At 41.0% G+C, this 17,711-nt stretch carries 14 protein-coding genes; 6 read left to right on the top strand and 8 right to left on the bottom strand.

Features of this window, described 5'->3' with window-relative positions; translation table 11 throughout:
* Positions 1-79: 79 nt before the first annotated feature.
* The gene (gene rplM, locus AAGC65_RS18820) at positions 80-517 is read right to left on the bottom strand and encodes a 50S ribosomal protein L13 (RefSeq protein WP_290327650.1); all 438 of its coding nucleotides are present in this window, start codon (positions 515-517) and stop codon (positions 80-82) included.
* A gap of 195 nt (positions 518-712) precedes the next feature.
* Positions 713-1,159 carry a hypothetical protein gene (locus AAGC65_RS18815; RefSeq protein ID WP_343114010.1) on the bottom strand — a complete coding sequence of 149 codons (447 nt, stop codon included), beginning with the start codon at positions 1,157-1,159 and terminating at the stop codon, positions 713-715.
* Between the two features lie 134 nt (positions 1,160-1,293).
* Here AAGC65_RS18815 and AAGC65_RS18810 point away from each other — a divergent pair, with 134 nt between their 5' ends.
* Positions 1,294-2,580: a BamA/TamA family outer membrane protein gene (locus AAGC65_RS18810; protein WP_343114009.1), complete on the top strand. Its 1,287-nt coding sequence runs from the start codon at positions 1,294-1,296 to the stop codon at positions 2,578-2,580.
* An 89-nt stretch (positions 2,581-2,669) separates the two neighbouring features.
* On the opposite strand, the gene AAGC65_RS18805 is transcribed toward AAGC65_RS18810, so the two are convergent.
* The 3 genes from AAGC65_RS18805 to AAGC65_RS18795 all read right to left on the bottom strand — a co-directional run bounded on the left by AAGC65_RS18805 (position 2,670) and on the right by AAGC65_RS18795 (position 5,671).
* A complete protein-coding gene (locus tag AAGC65_RS18805; protein ID WP_343114008.1) occupies positions 2,670-3,077 on the bottom strand; it encodes an SPW repeat protein in 408 nt (135 codons plus the stop codon).
* 233 nt (positions 3,078-3,310) lie between these two features.
* On the bottom strand, positions 3,311-5,287 hold the full coding sequence (locus AAGC65_RS18800; protein WP_343114007.1) for a TonB family protein: 1,977 nt from the start codon (positions 5,285-5,287) through the stop codon (positions 3,311-3,313).
* Positions 5,288-5,299: 12 nt separating this feature from the next.
* Positions 5,300-5,671 (bottom strand): BlaI/MecI/CopY family transcriptional regulator, encoded by a 372-nt coding sequence (locus AAGC65_RS18795; protein ID WP_343114006.1) that lies wholly within the window; start codon positions 5,669-5,671, stop codon positions 5,300-5,302.
* Between the two features lie 168 nt (positions 5,672-5,839).
* Here AAGC65_RS18795 and AAGC65_RS18790 point away from each other — a divergent pair, with 168 nt between their 5' ends.
* The gene (locus AAGC65_RS18790) at positions 5,840-7,243 is read left to right on the top strand and encodes an MBL fold metallo-hydrolase (protein WP_343114005.1); all 1,404 of its coding nucleotides are present in this window, start codon (positions 5,840-5,842) and stop codon (positions 7,241-7,243) included.
* A gap of 92 nt (positions 7,244-7,335) precedes the next feature.
* On the opposite strand, the gene AAGC65_RS18785 is transcribed toward AAGC65_RS18790, so the two are convergent.
* Positions 7,336-8,727, bottom strand: coding sequence for a Gfo/Idh/MocA family oxidoreductase (locus AAGC65_RS18785; protein WP_343114004.1), 1,392 nt, complete (start codon positions 8,725-8,727; stop codon positions 7,336-7,338).
* A 186-nt stretch (positions 8,728-8,913) separates the two neighbouring features.
* On the opposite strand from AAGC65_RS18785, the gene AAGC65_RS18780 reads away from it, so the two are divergent.
* On the top strand, positions 8,914-10,818 hold the full coding sequence (locus tag AAGC65_RS18780; RefSeq protein ID WP_343114003.1) for a family 20 glycosylhydrolase: 1,905 nt from the start codon (positions 8,914-8,916) through the stop codon (positions 10,816-10,818).
* Positions 10,819-10,971: 153 nt separating this feature from the next.
* Here AAGC65_RS18780 and AAGC65_RS18775 read toward each other — a convergent pair whose 3' ends face one another.
* Together AAGC65_RS18775 and AAGC65_RS18770 are read right to left on the bottom strand one after the other, a co-directional pair.
* Positions 10,972-12,624, bottom strand: coding sequence for a S8 family serine peptidase (locus AAGC65_RS18775; RefSeq protein ID WP_343114002.1), 1,653 nt, complete (start codon positions 12,622-12,624; stop codon positions 10,972-10,974).
* A gap of 26 nt (positions 12,625-12,650) precedes the next feature.
* Positions 12,651-14,192 (bottom strand): aldehyde dehydrogenase family protein, encoded by a 1,542-nt coding sequence (locus AAGC65_RS18770; RefSeq protein WP_343114001.1) that lies wholly within the window; start codon positions 14,190-14,192, stop codon positions 12,651-12,653.
* A gap of 238 nt (positions 14,193-14,430) precedes the next feature.
* Here AAGC65_RS18770 and AAGC65_RS18765 point away from each other — a divergent pair, with 238 nt between their 5' ends.
* The 3 genes from AAGC65_RS18765 (at position 14,431) to AAGC65_RS18755 (ending at position 17,296) form a co-directional block, all read left to right on the top strand.
* On the top strand, positions 14,431-15,834 hold the full coding sequence (locus AAGC65_RS18765; protein ID WP_343114000.1) for a tetratricopeptide repeat protein: 1,404 nt from the start codon (positions 14,431-14,433) through the stop codon (positions 15,832-15,834).
* Between the two features lie 195 nt (positions 15,835-16,029).
* Positions 16,030-16,191, top strand: a complete 162-nt coding sequence (locus AAGC65_RS18760; protein ID WP_343113999.1) for a hypothetical protein — start codon at positions 16,030-16,032, stop codon at positions 16,189-16,191.
* A 643-nt stretch (positions 16,192-16,834) separates the two neighbouring features.
* On the top strand, positions 16,835-17,296 hold the full coding sequence (locus AAGC65_RS18755; RefSeq protein WP_343113998.1) for a hypothetical protein: 462 nt from the start codon (positions 16,835-16,837) through the stop codon (positions 17,294-17,296).
* Positions 17,297-17,711 lie beyond the last annotated feature (415 nt).

Here is a 17,711-nt window from a genome sequence, read left to right as displayed (position 1 = left end):
TAGATGCGGGCAACGGCTGTTTTTCTTCTGCCTGAAGTGTTAGTTGTTGGCATTTCTTTTCTCCTTTAAAAATTAAAAGTTAAATGGTTGTTGGGTTTTGTGCTGCATGAGGATGCTCAGAACCTGCATATACATACAGATTACCAAATAATGCTTTGCCCAAACGACTTTTAGGTAACATACCACGTACCGCTTTTTCAATTACGCGGGTTGGATGTTTCGCCATTAACTCCTTAGGAGAAATGAAACGCTGACCACCTGGATAACCAGTGTACGAAACATAAGTTTTGTCACTGAATTTGTTTCCGGTCAACTTTACCTTGTCTGCATTGATAACTATTACATTATCACCGCAGTCTACGTTCGGGGTGAAATCTGGCTTGGTTTTACCACGGATGATCATTGCGATCTTAGTGGACAAGCGCCCCAAAATCTCGCCTTGTGCGTCAACAACAACCCATTGTTTGTTAACGGTTTTTTTGTTGGCTGAGACAGTTTTGTAACTTAACGTATTCACTTGCTTTAAATTAAATTGTTTAAACGTTTATTATACCCCGCATTTTCGGGACTGCAAAGATACAGCTATTTATTTTATAAGCAAATGGTTTTGAAGTTTTTATTGAGAGATAAAATGCAATCAAAAGCTTTCATCTGAATCACAGTCTCACAAAGCAGATCAATTTTAATGAAAACAGCCCTATTAATTCAGGCCTTAATCATCGGTTGCTATAGTAACCGACGCGTATTTATATTTATAGCGATTGAATAAGATTCGCCATTTTTCAGGTGCTAAAACTTTGCAGTTATTTAATTTCTTGGCGTTTCTCAAGGCAAGCGAAAATCGATTATCATCTATGATATTTTTTCCATCTTTTCTCAAATTCGTGTCGAGTACCAAAATAGTATCTACTAATTGACTTCCCTTGTGCTGTACTGAACAAATAAAAAGATCGGCCCAAGGCTCAGCAGCACTGTTAACATTATTTTTATGGCAAAAATATGCAGATATAAAAGCAAGCTCCATTTCAGAATCTCCAATATTCTTATCTGATTCTTGCATTTTTTGAGTATTCAAATAAATAGTTTTATTAAAAAAACTATCACATCCCATAAGAGCAAGCATGCCAATAACAACAATCACTTTACAAGAATACTTCATTGCATTTTATATTAATACAAGCAACCGTTGTAAAGTAACCTTCAACTATAAAATTAACAGTCATTTAGCACTGCCTCATTTTTATAATCACCTTATAATTTTATATTAGCGGTAATACTAACTAATTAACCTAATTGATCAGATCTGTTTGCAGGTATACGCTTGCCGTGTACCTGGTAACTTTAAGTACCGCCTCCTTGTTTGCACAATCATATGCAAACCATGCCGATTCACTGGAGTCGCAAAGGGATGCTAATGGTATTTTGAGCGATTTTTTTAGTGGAAAAAGTAAAACCCCAAAAGTTGTTGATATGACCAAAGAAGGCAGCTGGTCGGTATTGCCATCAGCAGCTTATAACCCTAGTGTTGGTTTTGCCATTGGGGCTATTTCATCGGGCGGTAAATACTTTGGCAACCCGGCCAATACTACCCTTTCGGTAATTAACGCGGGGGTTTATATTTCAACCAATAAGCTCTCTACTTTCGAGCTCAAACACAACGCGTTTTCGTCTGAAAATAAATGGAACCTGCAGGGTGTTTTTCAAATAGGTAAAACTATAGCCAAAGATAACGGCCTTGGTACCGGCCGGCGCAGTTTTGGCGATGGCGAACTGCACATGAACAATGAGCATTTTGCCAACAACCCTAATGAGTTTCCTGTACGGTATGTTTACCTCAAAGTAAATGAACGCATTTACCGGAAAATAGCGCCGAGCTTTTACATTGGCGCGGGCCTGAGTTTCAACCTGTACAGCCATATTGACGACGACCGTAAAAACATACCAATAACTGAAACACACAATTTTAGGTATAGCGTTCAAAATGGCTACCCTACCACCGCCTACCAGGCCAACGGCATACTGGTAAACTTTCAATTCAATAACCGAGATCAGCCTAATCGCCCGTTTAAGGGTATTTATGCCGATGTTATTTTGAAGGAAAATGAAACGTGGCTGGGCAGTAACCGCAAAGCATTGCAGTTAAGAACCGAGTTCAGGAAGTACTGGAGCCTGTCGAGCTCAAACCCTGAAAATGTATTTGCCATATGGCATTGGGCCAACTATCTTATCAGCGGCTCATTACCCTATCTTGATCTGCCTGGCACCGGCTCTGATGCTTATGGCCGGATAGGGCGCGCTTTTATTATCGGTCGCTTTAAAGGCCTATCTTTTGTATACAACGAGGCCGAATACCGTTTCCCTATCACGGATAATAAGCTATTGAGTGGCGTTACGTTTGTAAATATAGAATCGGCAGATAACCAGCGCAACATCAAACTGCTCAGGTATTGGGAGCCGGGAGCAGGGGTAGGGCTTCGGCTACTGTTTAACAAATACACACGTTCCAATTTGTGTATTGATTATGGCCGGGGTACTTATGGGTCAAGCGGCTTTTTTTTAGGGCTTAATGAGGTATTTTAGATAATTATCTTAACTCGATAAAAACAAAGGGCTGCACAAATATTTGTACAGCCCTTTACTTAAAGTATGTCTTAAAACTGAACCGGTAATTAGTCGATAATTCCGGCTAAACCTTTATCATAATGATGAACCGGAGGTGTAGTAAATCTTGAACCTTTGGTAAATGCACCCATAATTACCAATAAGCCACCCATCAATACCTGTGGCCAAAATGTTACATGAGCATAATCATATATCCAAGGAGAGCAAAACAAGAATGAACCTGAAAGTACATCTAAAAAGAAGTGCATTTGCATAGGGAACTGCTTTAAAAAGCCTAAGCTGTTGTTGCTAAAGATAGCCATGATAAGCTGAAACCAGCCAATGATCATAGGTAAAAGTAAAGCGGCACCTATTTTATGACCTTCAAAACCAAATAACCAAGGTGATGCTATTAGCACAAGGGCTATCACATAGTTTAAACCTGCATACAGTGTTGGCGAAATAAAACTTTTCATTTTAAGCGAGATATGTAATTATCTATTATATGTATATCAAAAATCGTTGCAAAGCTAAGCATTTATACAGGCAGTTTCCACATAAAAATGTGGATAATATGAAATACTCCTGTATTAAGTTTATTACTAATTAAAAAGCTATGTTTAACCAATTGCTGTAATAACGGGTCAAATATATAGCTTTCAAAAAATAAAGCAATCCTTTTATTTCAATTAAGCTGTTCTAAATTGTATTAACCTTTAGCCTCCGGAAATTTCAAATTCTTATTTTTAGTAGTAATGAGCACAACGCCATTTGCGCCTCTCTCGCCGTAAATGGCAGCTATAGAAACTGCCATTTTATCTTTCACCACTCTTATGCTTTGAATATCATCCGCACTTAAAGTACCTACATCTCCCGATACCAAGGCTTTCCCATCAACTATGTACAACGGAACGGAAATGGTTTCGGCTTTAGGATTGATTGAAATTTTTGTGTTACCAAAATATGCTTTGCCAGTATCCTTTACATCATGGTAGCCGGTAACAGCGCCAAGCCCTTTACCGTGTTCTACATCGCCGGATTTATTTTGTTGAGGTTTTCCTGTTTTATCGTGATCACTCAGGGTAAAACTGATAGGAATAGAATATTGAACCCTTACAGCCTTATTGTTTTGATAGCCGGGCTTCCACTTGGGCGACAATGCCAGAACGCGCAGCGATTCATCGTCCAAACCTTTGCTTACACCTCTGAGAATCTTAATGTTTGACAGGGAACCATCGGGCTCTACTACAAACATAGCTATAACCCTTCCCTGAATACCTTTTTCCCGTTCTTCCTTAGGATATTTGATAGTAGTTATCAAGAAGTGCTCTAAACCACTAATTCCACCCTGAAATTCAGGTACCTGCTCAACAGCGGTAAATACCTGGTCTGACTTTGTTGTCGGCGAACTGTCATCTTCCTTAGCAAGGGTAAAACTGATTGGAACTGTATATTGGGTACGTACCTTTTCATTATCTTTTATACCTGGCGTCCAGCTCGGAGATGTTTTAAGCACCCTTAAAGCCTCTTCATCCAAATCTTTACTAACCCCTCTCACAATTTCATAGCCCGATAATGAACCATCCATCTCCACTACAAAGGTTACTATAACCCTTCCTTGTACTCCCTGATCACGTGCAATTTTCGGATACCTGATGTTTGAACCCAAAAACTTACCAAAGGCCTCAAGGCCACCCGGAAACTCCGGCACTTTATCAACCGAGGTATACACAGTGGTTTTGTTTATTACCGTGTCGGCCTTTTTAACTATCTGTTCATTGGTAACTTTGCTTTCCAAAAGGCTTGTTTGCGCGGGTGCAGTAAATAATTGATTGGCCCTGATCTTAATAACCGAAACCGGTTTACTGTTATTTATTGTTGCTGACGATAATATGAGCATCAGTATAAACAACGGTGCCGACAGGCCATATTTAATGAGCGATATACGCTGCGATTTATTTTTTTGTAACATGATAATACGCTGTTTTAATAAACTGTGATTATAAAACGGATTTACTAACCGATGAGTTGGCGCTTCAAATGTTTGGCTCAGCAGCAGCAGGGCATACTCGGCTTTATTGGTGCCAGCTTGTATGGCCTCCCTGTCGGCAATGTATTCATGAATGTGCTTAACAGAATTTCGATACAGGTAAACCACGGGGTTAAACCAGTTAATGATCATAACCAGTTCAATAAGCAGCACATCGGCCGAATGCCATTGCTGTGCATGCACCTGCTCGTGCGCCTCAATGATCGGGTTTTCTGCATCGGCCTCATTAAGCTTGATCTTGCCAAAAAAAGAGTAAGCGGCAGTTACCTGCGGTTGGTTGATCACCCTTTTTAACACTATCAGCTGCCATATAAAGCGTGCAGACAAAAACAAAATACCGGTGCCATACAAAACGGCAATTACCTGACCAATACTGATGTAATCAGCAACTGCTGGCTTAAAACTGTATATCATTACCGTGTTACTGTAAATGGTATATTTTACCTGCTGCGTAATAAACAGATCCCGAACCCAATTTGCCTGTATAAGTGGTATAAAAAACGATAGTAACGCGGCCGTTACCAGGTAAATCCGGTTAAGTTGAAAGAAGGTCTCTTTCCGCAGCAGTAAAACATAAAACGCATAGAACAGTACCAGGTAAATATTTACCAGTAATAAGTATTGCCACCAGTTCATAATAGTTTGCTTTTATTTGTCTTTAAGTTTCTCTATCAGTTTCATGATCTCATCGGCCTCTTTCAGGTCAATTTTTTCTTTTTTCACAAAAAACGATAGCATCCGGTTTACCGAGTTATCAAAATAACCACTCAATAGTTTATCGGCAGCAAAGTTCTGATACTGATCTTTACTCACCACCGGGTGGTATTGGTGGCTTTTACCAAATGCCGTATGCCCTACAAAGCCTTTTGTTTCCAAAATCCTGATAATGGTTGATACCGTATTATACGCAGGCTTGGGTTCGGGCAACAGATCGATCACATCTTTCACATACCCTTTTTCAAGTTGCCATAATACCTGCATAATTTGTTCTTCGGCGCGCGTTAACTCTTTAATTTCCATAGCACTTCATGATAAAAACTTTGATGTATTAACCAACACTACATCAAACATCCAATTGGTTAAACTAAGTTAAATACTATAACTTAAAATAACAACTAAAGTTTTAGTTTTTGTTTTAATAAACTTTTATTGTGCATCTTCGTTAGCAATTTCTTACACCATTTATCCATGAATATAACCTTTCACGGCGCTGCCCGTAATGTTACCGGCAGTAAGCATTTAATCAAGCTAAAAGATAACACTTCTATTTTGCTGGATTGCGGCATGTTCCAGGGCATGGGCGAGCATTCTGAAGACATGAACGAGCATTTTGGCTTCGACCCTAAAAAGGTAACCTGCATGGTGCTTTCGCACGCACACATTGACCATTGCGGCTTGATACCCCGCCTGGTGGCCGAAGGTTTTGATGGCCCCATATTTTGCACATCGGCAACAATGGACCTGGCGCGCATCCTGCTCATGGATTCGGCACATATACAAATGCAGGATGTAGCCTACAGTAATAAACACCGAGCACGTAAGGGTCAGCCACTGTTAACCCCGCTATATACCGACGAACAAGCTATGGAAGCGCTAAGGCTGTTTAAGATAGTGGAATATCATGAAGAATATGAAATTACCCCACGGGTTAAACTCACCTTTACCGATGCCGGGCATATTTTAGGCAGCGCGGCAGTGCATTTATCCGTATTGGAAGATGGTAAGCTTACCCGCATTACTTTTAGCGGCGATGTTGGCCGTTATAATGATCTGCTGCTCAATGATCCGGAGAAATTTGACCAATCAGATTATATTCTACTTGAATCAACCTATGGCGATTCACTGCATAAAGACCTGGGCCCGATTGAGGATGCCCTGCTGGATGTAATCAAACAAACCTGTGAGATAAAAAGAGGCAAGGTAATTATTCCGGCTTTTAGTGTTGGCCGCACTCAGGAGTTATTATATGCCTTGAATGAACTTGAAATCAGGGGTGTACTGCCCGATGTAGCTTATTACGTAGATAGCCCGCTATCGCAAAAAGCTACCGAAGTGCTGATGAACCATCCCGAAGTTTATAACAGCGAAGTGAAGGAGGTTTTAAAAACCGATCCTAATCCGTTTGGCTTCAAAGGGCTGCGTTTTATTCAATCAACCGAAGAATCAAAGGCGTTGAATAATGATGAGCGCCCCTGCGTTATCATATCATCATCGGGCATGGCCGAAGCGGGTAGGGTAAAGCACCATATCAAAAATAACATTAACAATAGTAAAAACACCATTTTAATGGTAGGCTATGCCGAACCAAACTCGCTTGGCGGACATCTCATCAATGGTGATCATGAGGTACATATTTATGGTGAACTGTACGAGGTGAAGGCCGAGGTAAGGTCGATCAAATCAATGAGTGCTCACGGCGACTATGAAGACCTCATCCATTTCCTGGCAGGACAAGATCCTGAACAGGTTAAAACCATATTCCTGGTTCATGGCGAATATGATGTGCAGCAACATTTTAGTCATAAGCTAAAAGAACAGGGCTTTAAACATATTGAGATACCATACCAGCATCAGAAAATAGAACTGATATAATGGTAAAATATTCAAAAAAATAAAAGCTTGTTATTTCCTTTAGATTAGCTCTAACAAGTTAATCTAAAGGAAATAACAAGATACGTTTAGGCCTATCCCAATTTCATATTCACCGGGTCCCATTTAATAACCTTGTTCTCAAAATAACTATCGTTACAAGCCAGGCACGGCGCCGCCGCGCGGAACCCAAAAACAGCATCTTCAACAACTGGCTTACCGGTACGCATCGAATCAAAAAAATTGGCGAAATGCTCGTTAGAGTCGTTGTAGTTATCAGGCTCATGGTAAACAATGCCATCCATTTTAGGTGCCTGCTGATCGGCAGCGGAGTATTTTTTATTGTACTCTGCAACAATGGCCTTTTGCATAGCTTCGGGATAGGTATTGAATGAATCCCAACCGCCGTAGCCGGGAGCTACAGGCATTTTGCTTTTATGAATGGTAAAACCTCCGCCATCACTCATGTCAATCACCCCTTCCGATCCTATTATTTTGGTTGTCGCCCTGTCGCCCTCACCGCTCACAAAGTTCACCCGCAAAGTAGCCTGAAAAGCGGGGTGTTCCGGCGATTCGGGGTATGAAACCACGGCGCTCATCACATCCGGCACATTCCTCCCATCCTTCCAGTAGGTAAGGTCGCCAATAGAAAATATTTTATCAGGCCCTTTTGATCCGGTTATAAAATGAATACCCGTAAGCAGGTGTACAAACAAATCGCCCGCTACACCGGTACCATACTCCCGGTAATTGCGCCACCTGAAAAAGCGATTGCTATCGTAATCATATTTTTTTTTACTGTTGGCCTGAAACTGATCCCACCTTACGGTTTGTTCCGAAGCATCAAGCGGTATAGTATACTGCCAGGCACCCAATGCACTTTGCCTGCTGAATGAGGCTTCCACCGCGTTTATTTTACCAATGGCCCCGCTTTGGTATAGTTCCTGTGCTTTTTTAAAGGCAATGCTGCTTACCCGCTGGCTGCCCACCTGGAAAACCGCTTTGGTCTCTTGTTGTGCCTTGATCTCTTTTAAGCCCTCGCTAATGTGGTGCACCATTGGCTTTTCGCTGTAAACGGCTTTACCCTTGTGCATAGCTTCGATGGATATAGGACTATGCCAGTTGTCGCTGGTAGCCACAATTACGGCATCAATATCTTTGCGGTCTAATATTTCATGGTAATTATCAGTGGTAAAAAGATTAGCACCGTAAAGCTCCTTGGCGCGGTCGAGCCGGCCTTTGTACAAATCGCAACAAGCCACCAACTCTACGCCTGGTACGCTAAGCGCGGCATGAGTATCATTAAATCCCATTATACCCATGCCAATGGTGGCAATCCTGATCTTATCGTTTGGGGTAATGCGTTTTTCTGCCTGTAGTATCCGTTTTTCATACTCCTCTTTAGCGGCCAAACTGGTAAGTGATGCCGAAGTGAGGATAACCGAGGTGCCAAATTGTTTTAAAAACTTTCTTCTGTCAGTTGCCATAAGCAAGATTAATTTAGGTTAGGTAAATGGTAATAATTGGTTAATAACATCCGATTTATTGTGGGGAACAGCAACGGGATTTTATTTATAATGCAATATAATGGAACAAAATTTAGCCTGCAACTTTTTAATATTATTTAAAAAGTTTAATTTGCGTTAACGTATCCAATTACTAACCCATTCTGTATGAAAAAACTATCCTTATTGCTCTGCTGTTGTGTGGCGCATTTTTTATCCTTTGGCCAGGTGGCTCAAAGCGGCTTATCAATTATTCCCGAACCAGTTAAAACCGCCAGATTCGCCGGGCAGTTTGTGCTGCCAAAAAATGTAATTGTTGAAGCCGGCAGCAAGCCTGAGCTTTTACCGGTAACCAGTTACCTGAAAAGTAAGCTCAGCACTGCGACGGGCTCAGCGGTTACAGTTAAAAGCCTCGCGCCTACGGCATCTATCAAATTGGTGCTGAACAAAACAGCCGATGAGGTTTTAGGTACAGAGGGCTATAACCTTTCGGTAAAGGCAAAAAAAATCGTGATCAGGGCCAATGAGGCTGCCGGTTTATTTTACGGTGTGCAAACCCTGCTGCAACTACTGCCATCAGAAATTGAGAGCAAAGAGTTGGTTAAAAACATCAAATGGACTGCGCCTTGTGTTGAAATTACCGATTACCCGCGCTTTGGCTGGAGGGGTTTGATGTTTGATGTTTCGCGCCATTTTTTCACCAAAGAAGAGGTGAAGCAATATATAGATGCGATGGTGAAGTATAAACTGAACTTGCTGCACCTGCACTTAACTGATGATGAGGGCTGGCGTGTAGAGATCAAAAGTCTGCCAAGATTAACAGAGGTAGCATCGCACAACGTAAAAAAGGTAGGGCAGTTTGGTACGTTTACGCCGCCAGCTGCTGATGAACCACGTACCTATGGCGGGTTTTATACCCAGGATGATATTAAAGAACTGGTACAATATGCTAAAGACCGGTTTGTAAATATATTGCCGGAGATTGATGTTCCGGGCCATAGCCTTGCCGCGGTGGTAGCTTACCCGGAACTGTCATGTACCCCAGGTGCTGATAAATATGTGGTTAACTCCGGCGAGCCTTTTATGGATTGGAGCGGCCCACATAACAAGGCACTCGTTGATAATACCCTTTGCCCGGCTAACGAAAATGTTTACACTTTTTTAGATAAGGTTGTAACTGAGGTAGCACAGTTATTTCCGTTTGGATACATACATATGGGCGGTGATGAATGCGCCAAGAATTTCTGGGAACAAAGTGATGCCATTAAAGCGTTAATGGCCAAAGAAAACCTGAAAACCCAACAGGAAGTACAAAGCTATTTTGAAAAACGTTTGGAAAAAATAGTAGAATCAAAAGGTAAAAAATTCATGGGTTGGGATGAGATCATTGAAGGAGGCCTTGGCCCCAATGCCGCTGTTATGAGCTGGCGGGGTATTAAAGGTGGTATTGAGGCTGCCAAATTAGGCCACGAGGTAGTGATGAGCCCAACTACCTTTGCTTACCTTGACTATATGCAAAGCGACCGTGTAAACGAAACCAAAATATACGCTTCGCTGCGCCTCAGCAAATCATACGAGTTTGAACCTGTACCGGATAGTGTTGATGCAAAATTAATTAAAGGTGGTCAGGCTAATTTATGGACTGAGCAGGTTTACAACCTTCGTCAGGCAGAGTACATGACCTGGCCAAGAGGTATGGCCATAGCCGAATCGGTATGGTCGCCGAAAGAAAAGAAAAACTGGAATTACTTCTTCGGAAAGGTGGAGAAACAGTTTAACCGTTTTGACGCGGCCGAAATTAAATATGCGCCAAGTGCCTATGATCCAGCATTTACTGCCATACGCAATGCCGATGGTACTTTAAAAATAACACTGACCAATGAGGTTGAGGGATTGGATACCTATTATAGTTTTGATAATTCGTTCCCGGATAGGTTTTATCCTAAATACACCGAACCTATTGATGCTCCTAAGGATGCCACCACACTAAGGGTGATTACCTACAGGGGTAAAAAACCAATAGGCCGTATGGTTACCATGCCACTTGCTGAGTTAAACAGCAGGATTAAATAGGAGAATTAAGATCAAAGAAGAAAGCCCAGCTAACGCATGTTAGCTGGGTTTTCTTCTTTATGGATAAGTTGTCATTCTGAACGAAGTGAAGAATCTTCTGCTTGTGCATAGTTCACGAACAGATCCTTAGTTCCTCAGGATAACAAAACAAGGCTAATTAACCCGCTCTCCTTTGGTTTTAGCAGCTATTTGCAAGGCTTTATAAGCATTTACAATGCCTCCAGTTTTGCTCAGCGTGGCAAAATCAACTTTGATAGTTTTGCTGCCGGGTTTATATACTTCTGTGCCGGTTAAAGGCGTTGCCGATTGCAGGATGATCTGTTTAAGCTGTTTGGCACTTAGGGTTGGATAATACTCCAATAACAAAGCCGCTACTCCAGCTGTGATGGGCGATGAAAAGCTTGTACCATCTTCGGTCATAAACTCAGCATCGGTATCAACGGTGGTTACTTTAACGCCTGGCGCAAAAACATCCACGTTCTTTTTGCCGTAATTACTAAACTCACCGGCCAGGTGCTCATCCAGCCTCGGGCCGGATGCACCAACGTTGATCAGGTTATCCGCATCTGTTGATGAGCCATCCAAAAATATGTCATTCGGAAAATCGGGTTTAACATCCATATCCTGGCTGTCGTTACCTGCAGCCTGTACCAGCAGCACATCTTTTGAAGCAGCGTATTTAAAAGCCTCGTCCAGCCATTCTTTATGGGGTGATACCTGTTTGCCAAAGCTCATGTTGATGATCCTGGCACCGTTATCAACCGCGTAATGGATGGCATTGGCAATATCCTTATCATACTCATCGCCGTTAGGTACAGCCTTAATGGCCATAATGCGTACGTTATCAGCCACGCCATTGATACCGTAGTTATTATTACGTATAGCGCCTATTAAGCCGGCCACGCCTGTTCCGTGCGATGCATCCGAAAATTTGAGCTGATTGCTACCGTAAGGCTTATGGTCCATGCTGTCCACATTGTCGCCAACAATACGTTTGCGTGCTTCCAAATCGGGCGAGAGGTCGTTATTTAACTTAGCCAGGTACTCGCTCAAATCTTTTATAATGGCCGCGTTGTTTTGATTGCTGCCTTCCTGCGAGAAGATGGAGTCCCACACGTATTTGCTTTGTGTAAGGGTATCGTTGGTCATTTTAAGCCTTACCAGGTCGGCCTGTTTAAAAGTGCCGTTGGCAGGCAGGTTCAGTCCCTTTTTTATATAACCGCTGGTTACCATCAGCGCGTTCATGATAGGCTGCAATTGCTCGGTTTCGGTATGGGCCTTGTTAATGGTGGTATCATATACCGTTTTAACATGTTTCCAGTAGGCATAATCCTTTTTATCAATAGCGTTAGTATCGGTAAGAGAGGCGTACTTGCCTTTTAGCTTATTGTATTCCCTAACTTCTTCTGTAGTTTCGTTAAAATCAGCTTTACCACCGGGGCCGCCCAAAAAATTCCAACCGTGAATATCGTCAATGTAACCGTTATGGTCGTCGTCAATACCGTTACCGGGGATTTCTTTAGTATTTACCCATAAAATACTTTTCAGGTCTTTTTGCAGCGTGTCAACACCGCTATCAATAGTGGCTACAACTACGGTTTTGCTTTTTTTGCCTTGTAAAAAAAGATAGGCGGGCTTAAGGCTGATACCGTAAAATCCGTTCTCTTTTAAATCCATCAACTGCCAGCCTTTGGGTGGTTCAGGATCAGGTTTGGGAAGTACTTGTGCCGAAGCGGGTAAACTTAAAGTTAATAAGAGTGAAACTGATAAGGCGGTACCGGTAATGTAGTTGCGGAAATTAAACATGTATAAAAGTTAGTAGTAAAATATTTTTAGAGGTCAAACTTGATGCCTTGCGCTAAAGGCAACGTTTTTGAATAATTAATAGTATTGGTTTGGCGCCTCATATAAACTTTCCATGCATCAGAGCCCGATTCGCGACCGCCGCCGGTTTCTTTTTCGCCGCCAAACGCGCCGCCTATTTCCGCACCCGATGTGCCGATGTTTACATTGGCTATACCGCAATCAGAACCAGCGTATGATAAAAATTGTTCTGCCTCCCGTAAATTATTAGTCATGATAGCGGATGACAAGCCCTGCGGAACGCTATTCTGCAGTTCAATGGCCTCATCAATAGTGCTGTATTTAATAAGGTATAGTATAGGCGCAAAGGTTTCGTGCTGTACAATTTTGAAATGATTCTCCACTTCGGCAATGCACGGTTTTACGTAACAGCCCGATGAATAGTTGTCGCCCGTAAGTTTTCCGCCTTCTACCACAAAGTTGCCGCCTTCGGCCTTGCATTTTTCAATAGAATCAAGATAAAGATTAACCGCATCGTGATCAATAAGCGGGCCCATGTGGTTATGCTCATCAAGCGGGTTGCCAATACGGATCTGGCCGTAGGCATTTACCAGCTTTTGTTTAAAGGCCTCATAAACACTTTCGTGAATAATAAGCCTGCGTGTGCTGGTGCAACGCTGGCCAGCAGTACCCACCGCGCCAAACACCGCGCCAATGAGCGACATGTCCAGATCGGCATTTTCGGTGATGATAATGGCATTGTTACCACCCAGTTCCAGCAGGCTTTTGCCTAAGCGTGCACCAACTGCGGCACTCACCGCTTTACCCATTCGGGTTGATCCTGTGGCTGAAATTAAAGGAACACGGGTATCGGCAGCCATCAGCTCGCCAATATTACGGTCGCCGATAACCAGGTTTGATACACCTTCGGGAATGTTATTTTGTTTAAAAACCGCCTGTACAATATGCTGACAGGCAATAGCCGTGAGTGGTGTTTTTTCTGATGGTTTCCAGATACAAACATCACCACACACCCAAGCTATTAGCGAGTTCCAGCTCCAAACGGCTACCGGAAAGTTAAATGCCGAAATGATGCCTACAATACCCAGCGGGTGGTATTGCTCATACATACGATGCTCAGGCCTTTCAGAGTGCATGGTAAGGCCATAAAGCTGGCGGCTAAGGCCTACGGCAAAATCGGCAATATCAATCATTTCCTGAACCTCGCCTAAGCCTTCCTGCAGGCTTTTGCCCATTTCGTATGATACCAAGCTGCCCAGGTCGTGTTTGTGGGTGCGCAGGGCCTCGCCAATTTGACGTACAATTTCGCCGCGTTTGGGAGCGGGTGCTGTGCGCCAGGTTTTAAAAGCTTTGGCGGCCTGTTCTACCACCTGGTTGTAGTCACCGTCGGTAGCAAATTTTACCGATGCTATTTTTTTACCGTCAATCGGCGATATAATATTTTTAACCGTAGAGTTGGCACTGCTACCCCAGTTACCACCTGTACTAAAAGCATCATTAATATCGTTTATATGTAAACGTTTTAGAATATCTGATATATCGAGGTTCATAATTGTACTTTTGTCAAAGGTAAAAATCTTAAGGCAATTTTTTGTTTACCCACCTTTGGCCTTTAAATTGATACTTATTAATTATCAATGAATTGCAATATAATAGTTGTATAAATGTGTGAATGTTGAAAACTTAATTGTCATTTTGATACATAGTTGTCGTATTTTGATCTCAATAAGTCTTTAAAAAGCAATAACAATTGTTAATCTAAAGCGGATGTTCTGCAAACAAAATTGAATGGAAGAAGAATTTGAATTTGGTTTTACCGAAGATCCAAAGTTTTCGGTAGAACGGTACGAGGAAATGATTCGAAATCACGACCAGTACTTTTTTGATGCCCAGGCGTTTGAGAACATTATCGACTACTACATCGAGAAAAATGATCCGGCCAAGGCATTACAAGTGGCAGAGTACGCGCTTAATCAACACCCTTTTGCAGCGGTATTTTTAATTAAACAGGCCCAGTTACTGGTAGTAACCAACAAAGTAACCGAGGCTTTTGCTGCTTTAGAGAAGGCCGCCATGCTTGAAGCTTCTGACGCTGATATTTACATTATCCGCGGTAATTTGTACGAGAGCATGGAGCGTTTTGGCGAAGCCCTGGAAAATTATGAAAAAGCATTAGGCCTTGCCGAAGAAACCGATGAGATATTGCTGCATATTGCCTACGTGTATCAAAACATGGGCGACTATGACACGGCCATAACTTATCTGAAGCTTTGCCTGAAGCAAAATATGGAAAACCAGGATGCCCTTTACGAGCTGGCTTTTTGCTACGACGTAATGGACAACCAACAAGAAAGTGTTCAATTTTATCAGCAATATATTGATAACGAGCCCTACAGTTATGCCGCATGGTATAATTTAGGTAACGCTTATACCAAGCTTAGCCTGTTTGAAAAAGCTATTGACGCGTATGATTATGCCATACTGATCAAAGATAGCTTTGCATCGGCTTACTTTAATAAGGGTAACGCGTTAGTTAACCTTGAAAAATATGCTGAAGCTATTGAGGTATACCGCCACACTTTTGAGTATGAGCAGCCTAATGCCGATACTTATTGTGCTATAGGCGAGTGCTACGAAAAGCTGGAGCAAATGGATGATGCCCGTGCTTTTTATAAAAAATCGGTTAAGATGGATCCCAAGCTGGCCGATGCCTGGTTTGGGATTGGTGTTACACTTGATTTTGAAGAACGCTATTTTGAGGCCTTGCACTTTTATAAAAAAGCGCTTGACCTGGATATAGCCAACGCCGATTACTGGTTTGCTATTGCCGATGCCGAATATAAACTGGGCCACATGACCGAAGCTGAACAAGCCTACGAAAAGGTGGTTGAGCTTAATCCGCTTGATGTGGATGCCTGGCTTGATTATTCGTCGATATTGTATGAGCAAAGCAGGTTGCAGGGCGCTATTGAAATTATCTCGGAAGCGATCAAGAATAACCCGGAAGCAGCAGAGCTATACTATCGTATGGTAGCTTATTTGTTTGCCAAAGGCGAATATAATGAAGCGCTTAACCAGTTGGAACTGGCGCTGGCCTCCGACCCGGAAAAGCATTACATCCTTTTTGATTATCTGCCACAGCTGCATGAGAACAAAGTGATCGTAGATATTATTAACAGGTATACCAAGTAACATTAATTGTAAATAGAAGGTTGATTTCTTATTAGTTTAAAACGGCCTGGCTGGTCAGGCATGCTTCAACTGAAAGATCATTATAAAAAAGGGTAAAACTTAATTGGTTTTGCCCTTTTTTTGTATAATAATGTTGATACACAATGCTTTATTAGGTGTTATATTTGTGTTAATTATAAATTAATCCCTAAGGTTATGGCAAAAACTAAAGTGCAGCCCCCAAAGTTGGACGTGCAGATGCTGGCGGGTAAAGTAGGAACCAACCCGCTTTACAAATCCATAAAGGCAGCCGCCCAGGCAACAGACCCTAAGAAAGACCAGGACACAAACAACAACAACCCCAGCAACATGGCGTAAGTCAGCAACAAATTGTACCTGTTAGGAAAGCTCTTAACAGGTGCAATTTGTTCAATATAACATAGTCTTAAATAGCCTTATAAGCCTACCTTGGTTTTGAACAAGCTAAAATTCTATATATTATCATGAGTTTCCAAAACTCAATTAGATAAGATTATAAACTAAATCTTGAGACTTTGATAAGAGTAAATGAAGTTCTCTCTTTCATAATGTCAATAGTTTTAATAATCTAAGCAGACTTAAAGACATCCCAAGTTCTATTTATTAAAAGCAATTAAGATAGCGAGGTATAATATAGTATTAAGCATAGTGTTAGTCATCTAAGCAGTAATATGAAGTATTAGATCAAAATCAATAGCTACAGTTTGCATAATAAGACAAGAATTAATTATACAAGTAGAAAGAATGATAAATAGAAGAAGTAAAGGTTTATAGTTAATGATAAGATTGATAGCAGTAGAATGTTAGGTAGTTTTATTGTTACTTAGTTAAAGTACTCATTTTTTAAATGTATATATATATTTAATTAGCTGTAAATCAGATAAATAAAATTAATTTTGTTTCCTTTTGATTTTTATTTTCTTTTTTCTTGTTTAAGAAAAAAAATGTTTTCATATTTGCTATGCAACTTTAAGATATTACAATGGCATACAAAGACACAATAGCAGATTTAGAACAGTTGCTTTTTCGCTCTGGCCCTGATGCTCAAAGAATATATAATTTAATAAATGAATTAAAATCATTTGTTCCTATAGATTCGAAAGAGATTGCATCAAACAATGAGCCTAAGATTATCAAGATGGTGTTTGATAGAAATTGGCCAGCTACCGAGCAAGTTTTATTTGCACTGAAATATCTAAACCGAATTTCTAAGGCTTCTGAAATAATTAGTACAATTAAGGAATTTGATAGTTCCTTTGATAAGGGATTATCAACGCCATTTTATAAATTGAAAGAAGCAGGTGTTATAAACACATTTAATCCAACGATAACGGAAGAAAATCAGGTTGGTTCTAACCATCAAGTATATTATGGTTTAAAGGAATGGTTTGTTGGGGAGAACAAAGTTAAAAATGAATATTTAGGTCCTTTTGAAGAAATATAAGGGCATAAAAAAACAGTCTTACTTACGGCTTGCAACTTTAAGGTAAGACTGTTTAAAATTTCAGAGGGGAATATACAGGTGTATCGGGTGAGTCTTGACAGCATGCCCGAAGGGTTCGAGCCCCTTATTCTCCACTTATTTGATTCAAAGGTAAGGAAATATTTAAAAATATCAATAGCTGATATCTGCTAATTTGTCATTATATAAAGTCCTGTTATTTAAATAGATAGTGTAATAATTGATTGATCGGCGTGATCGGTTTAAATCATTTTAATCATCTATTTTCAAATGTTACCATATTTAAATTGAAGATTTACCTCCATTTAACGTAAAATTTTTATCACTATAATCTAAAATAAGTGATAATTTCCGACATTTGCGCCGTTAGAACTTTTAGTTATAGGCTATAACCAAT

The organism is Mucilaginibacter sp., assembly GCF_039207105.1.
GTDB lineage: Bacteria > Bacteroidota > Bacteroidia > Sphingobacteriales > Sphingobacteriaceae > Mucilaginibacter.
This window is presented reverse-complemented; position numbering and strand designations above follow the sequence as displayed.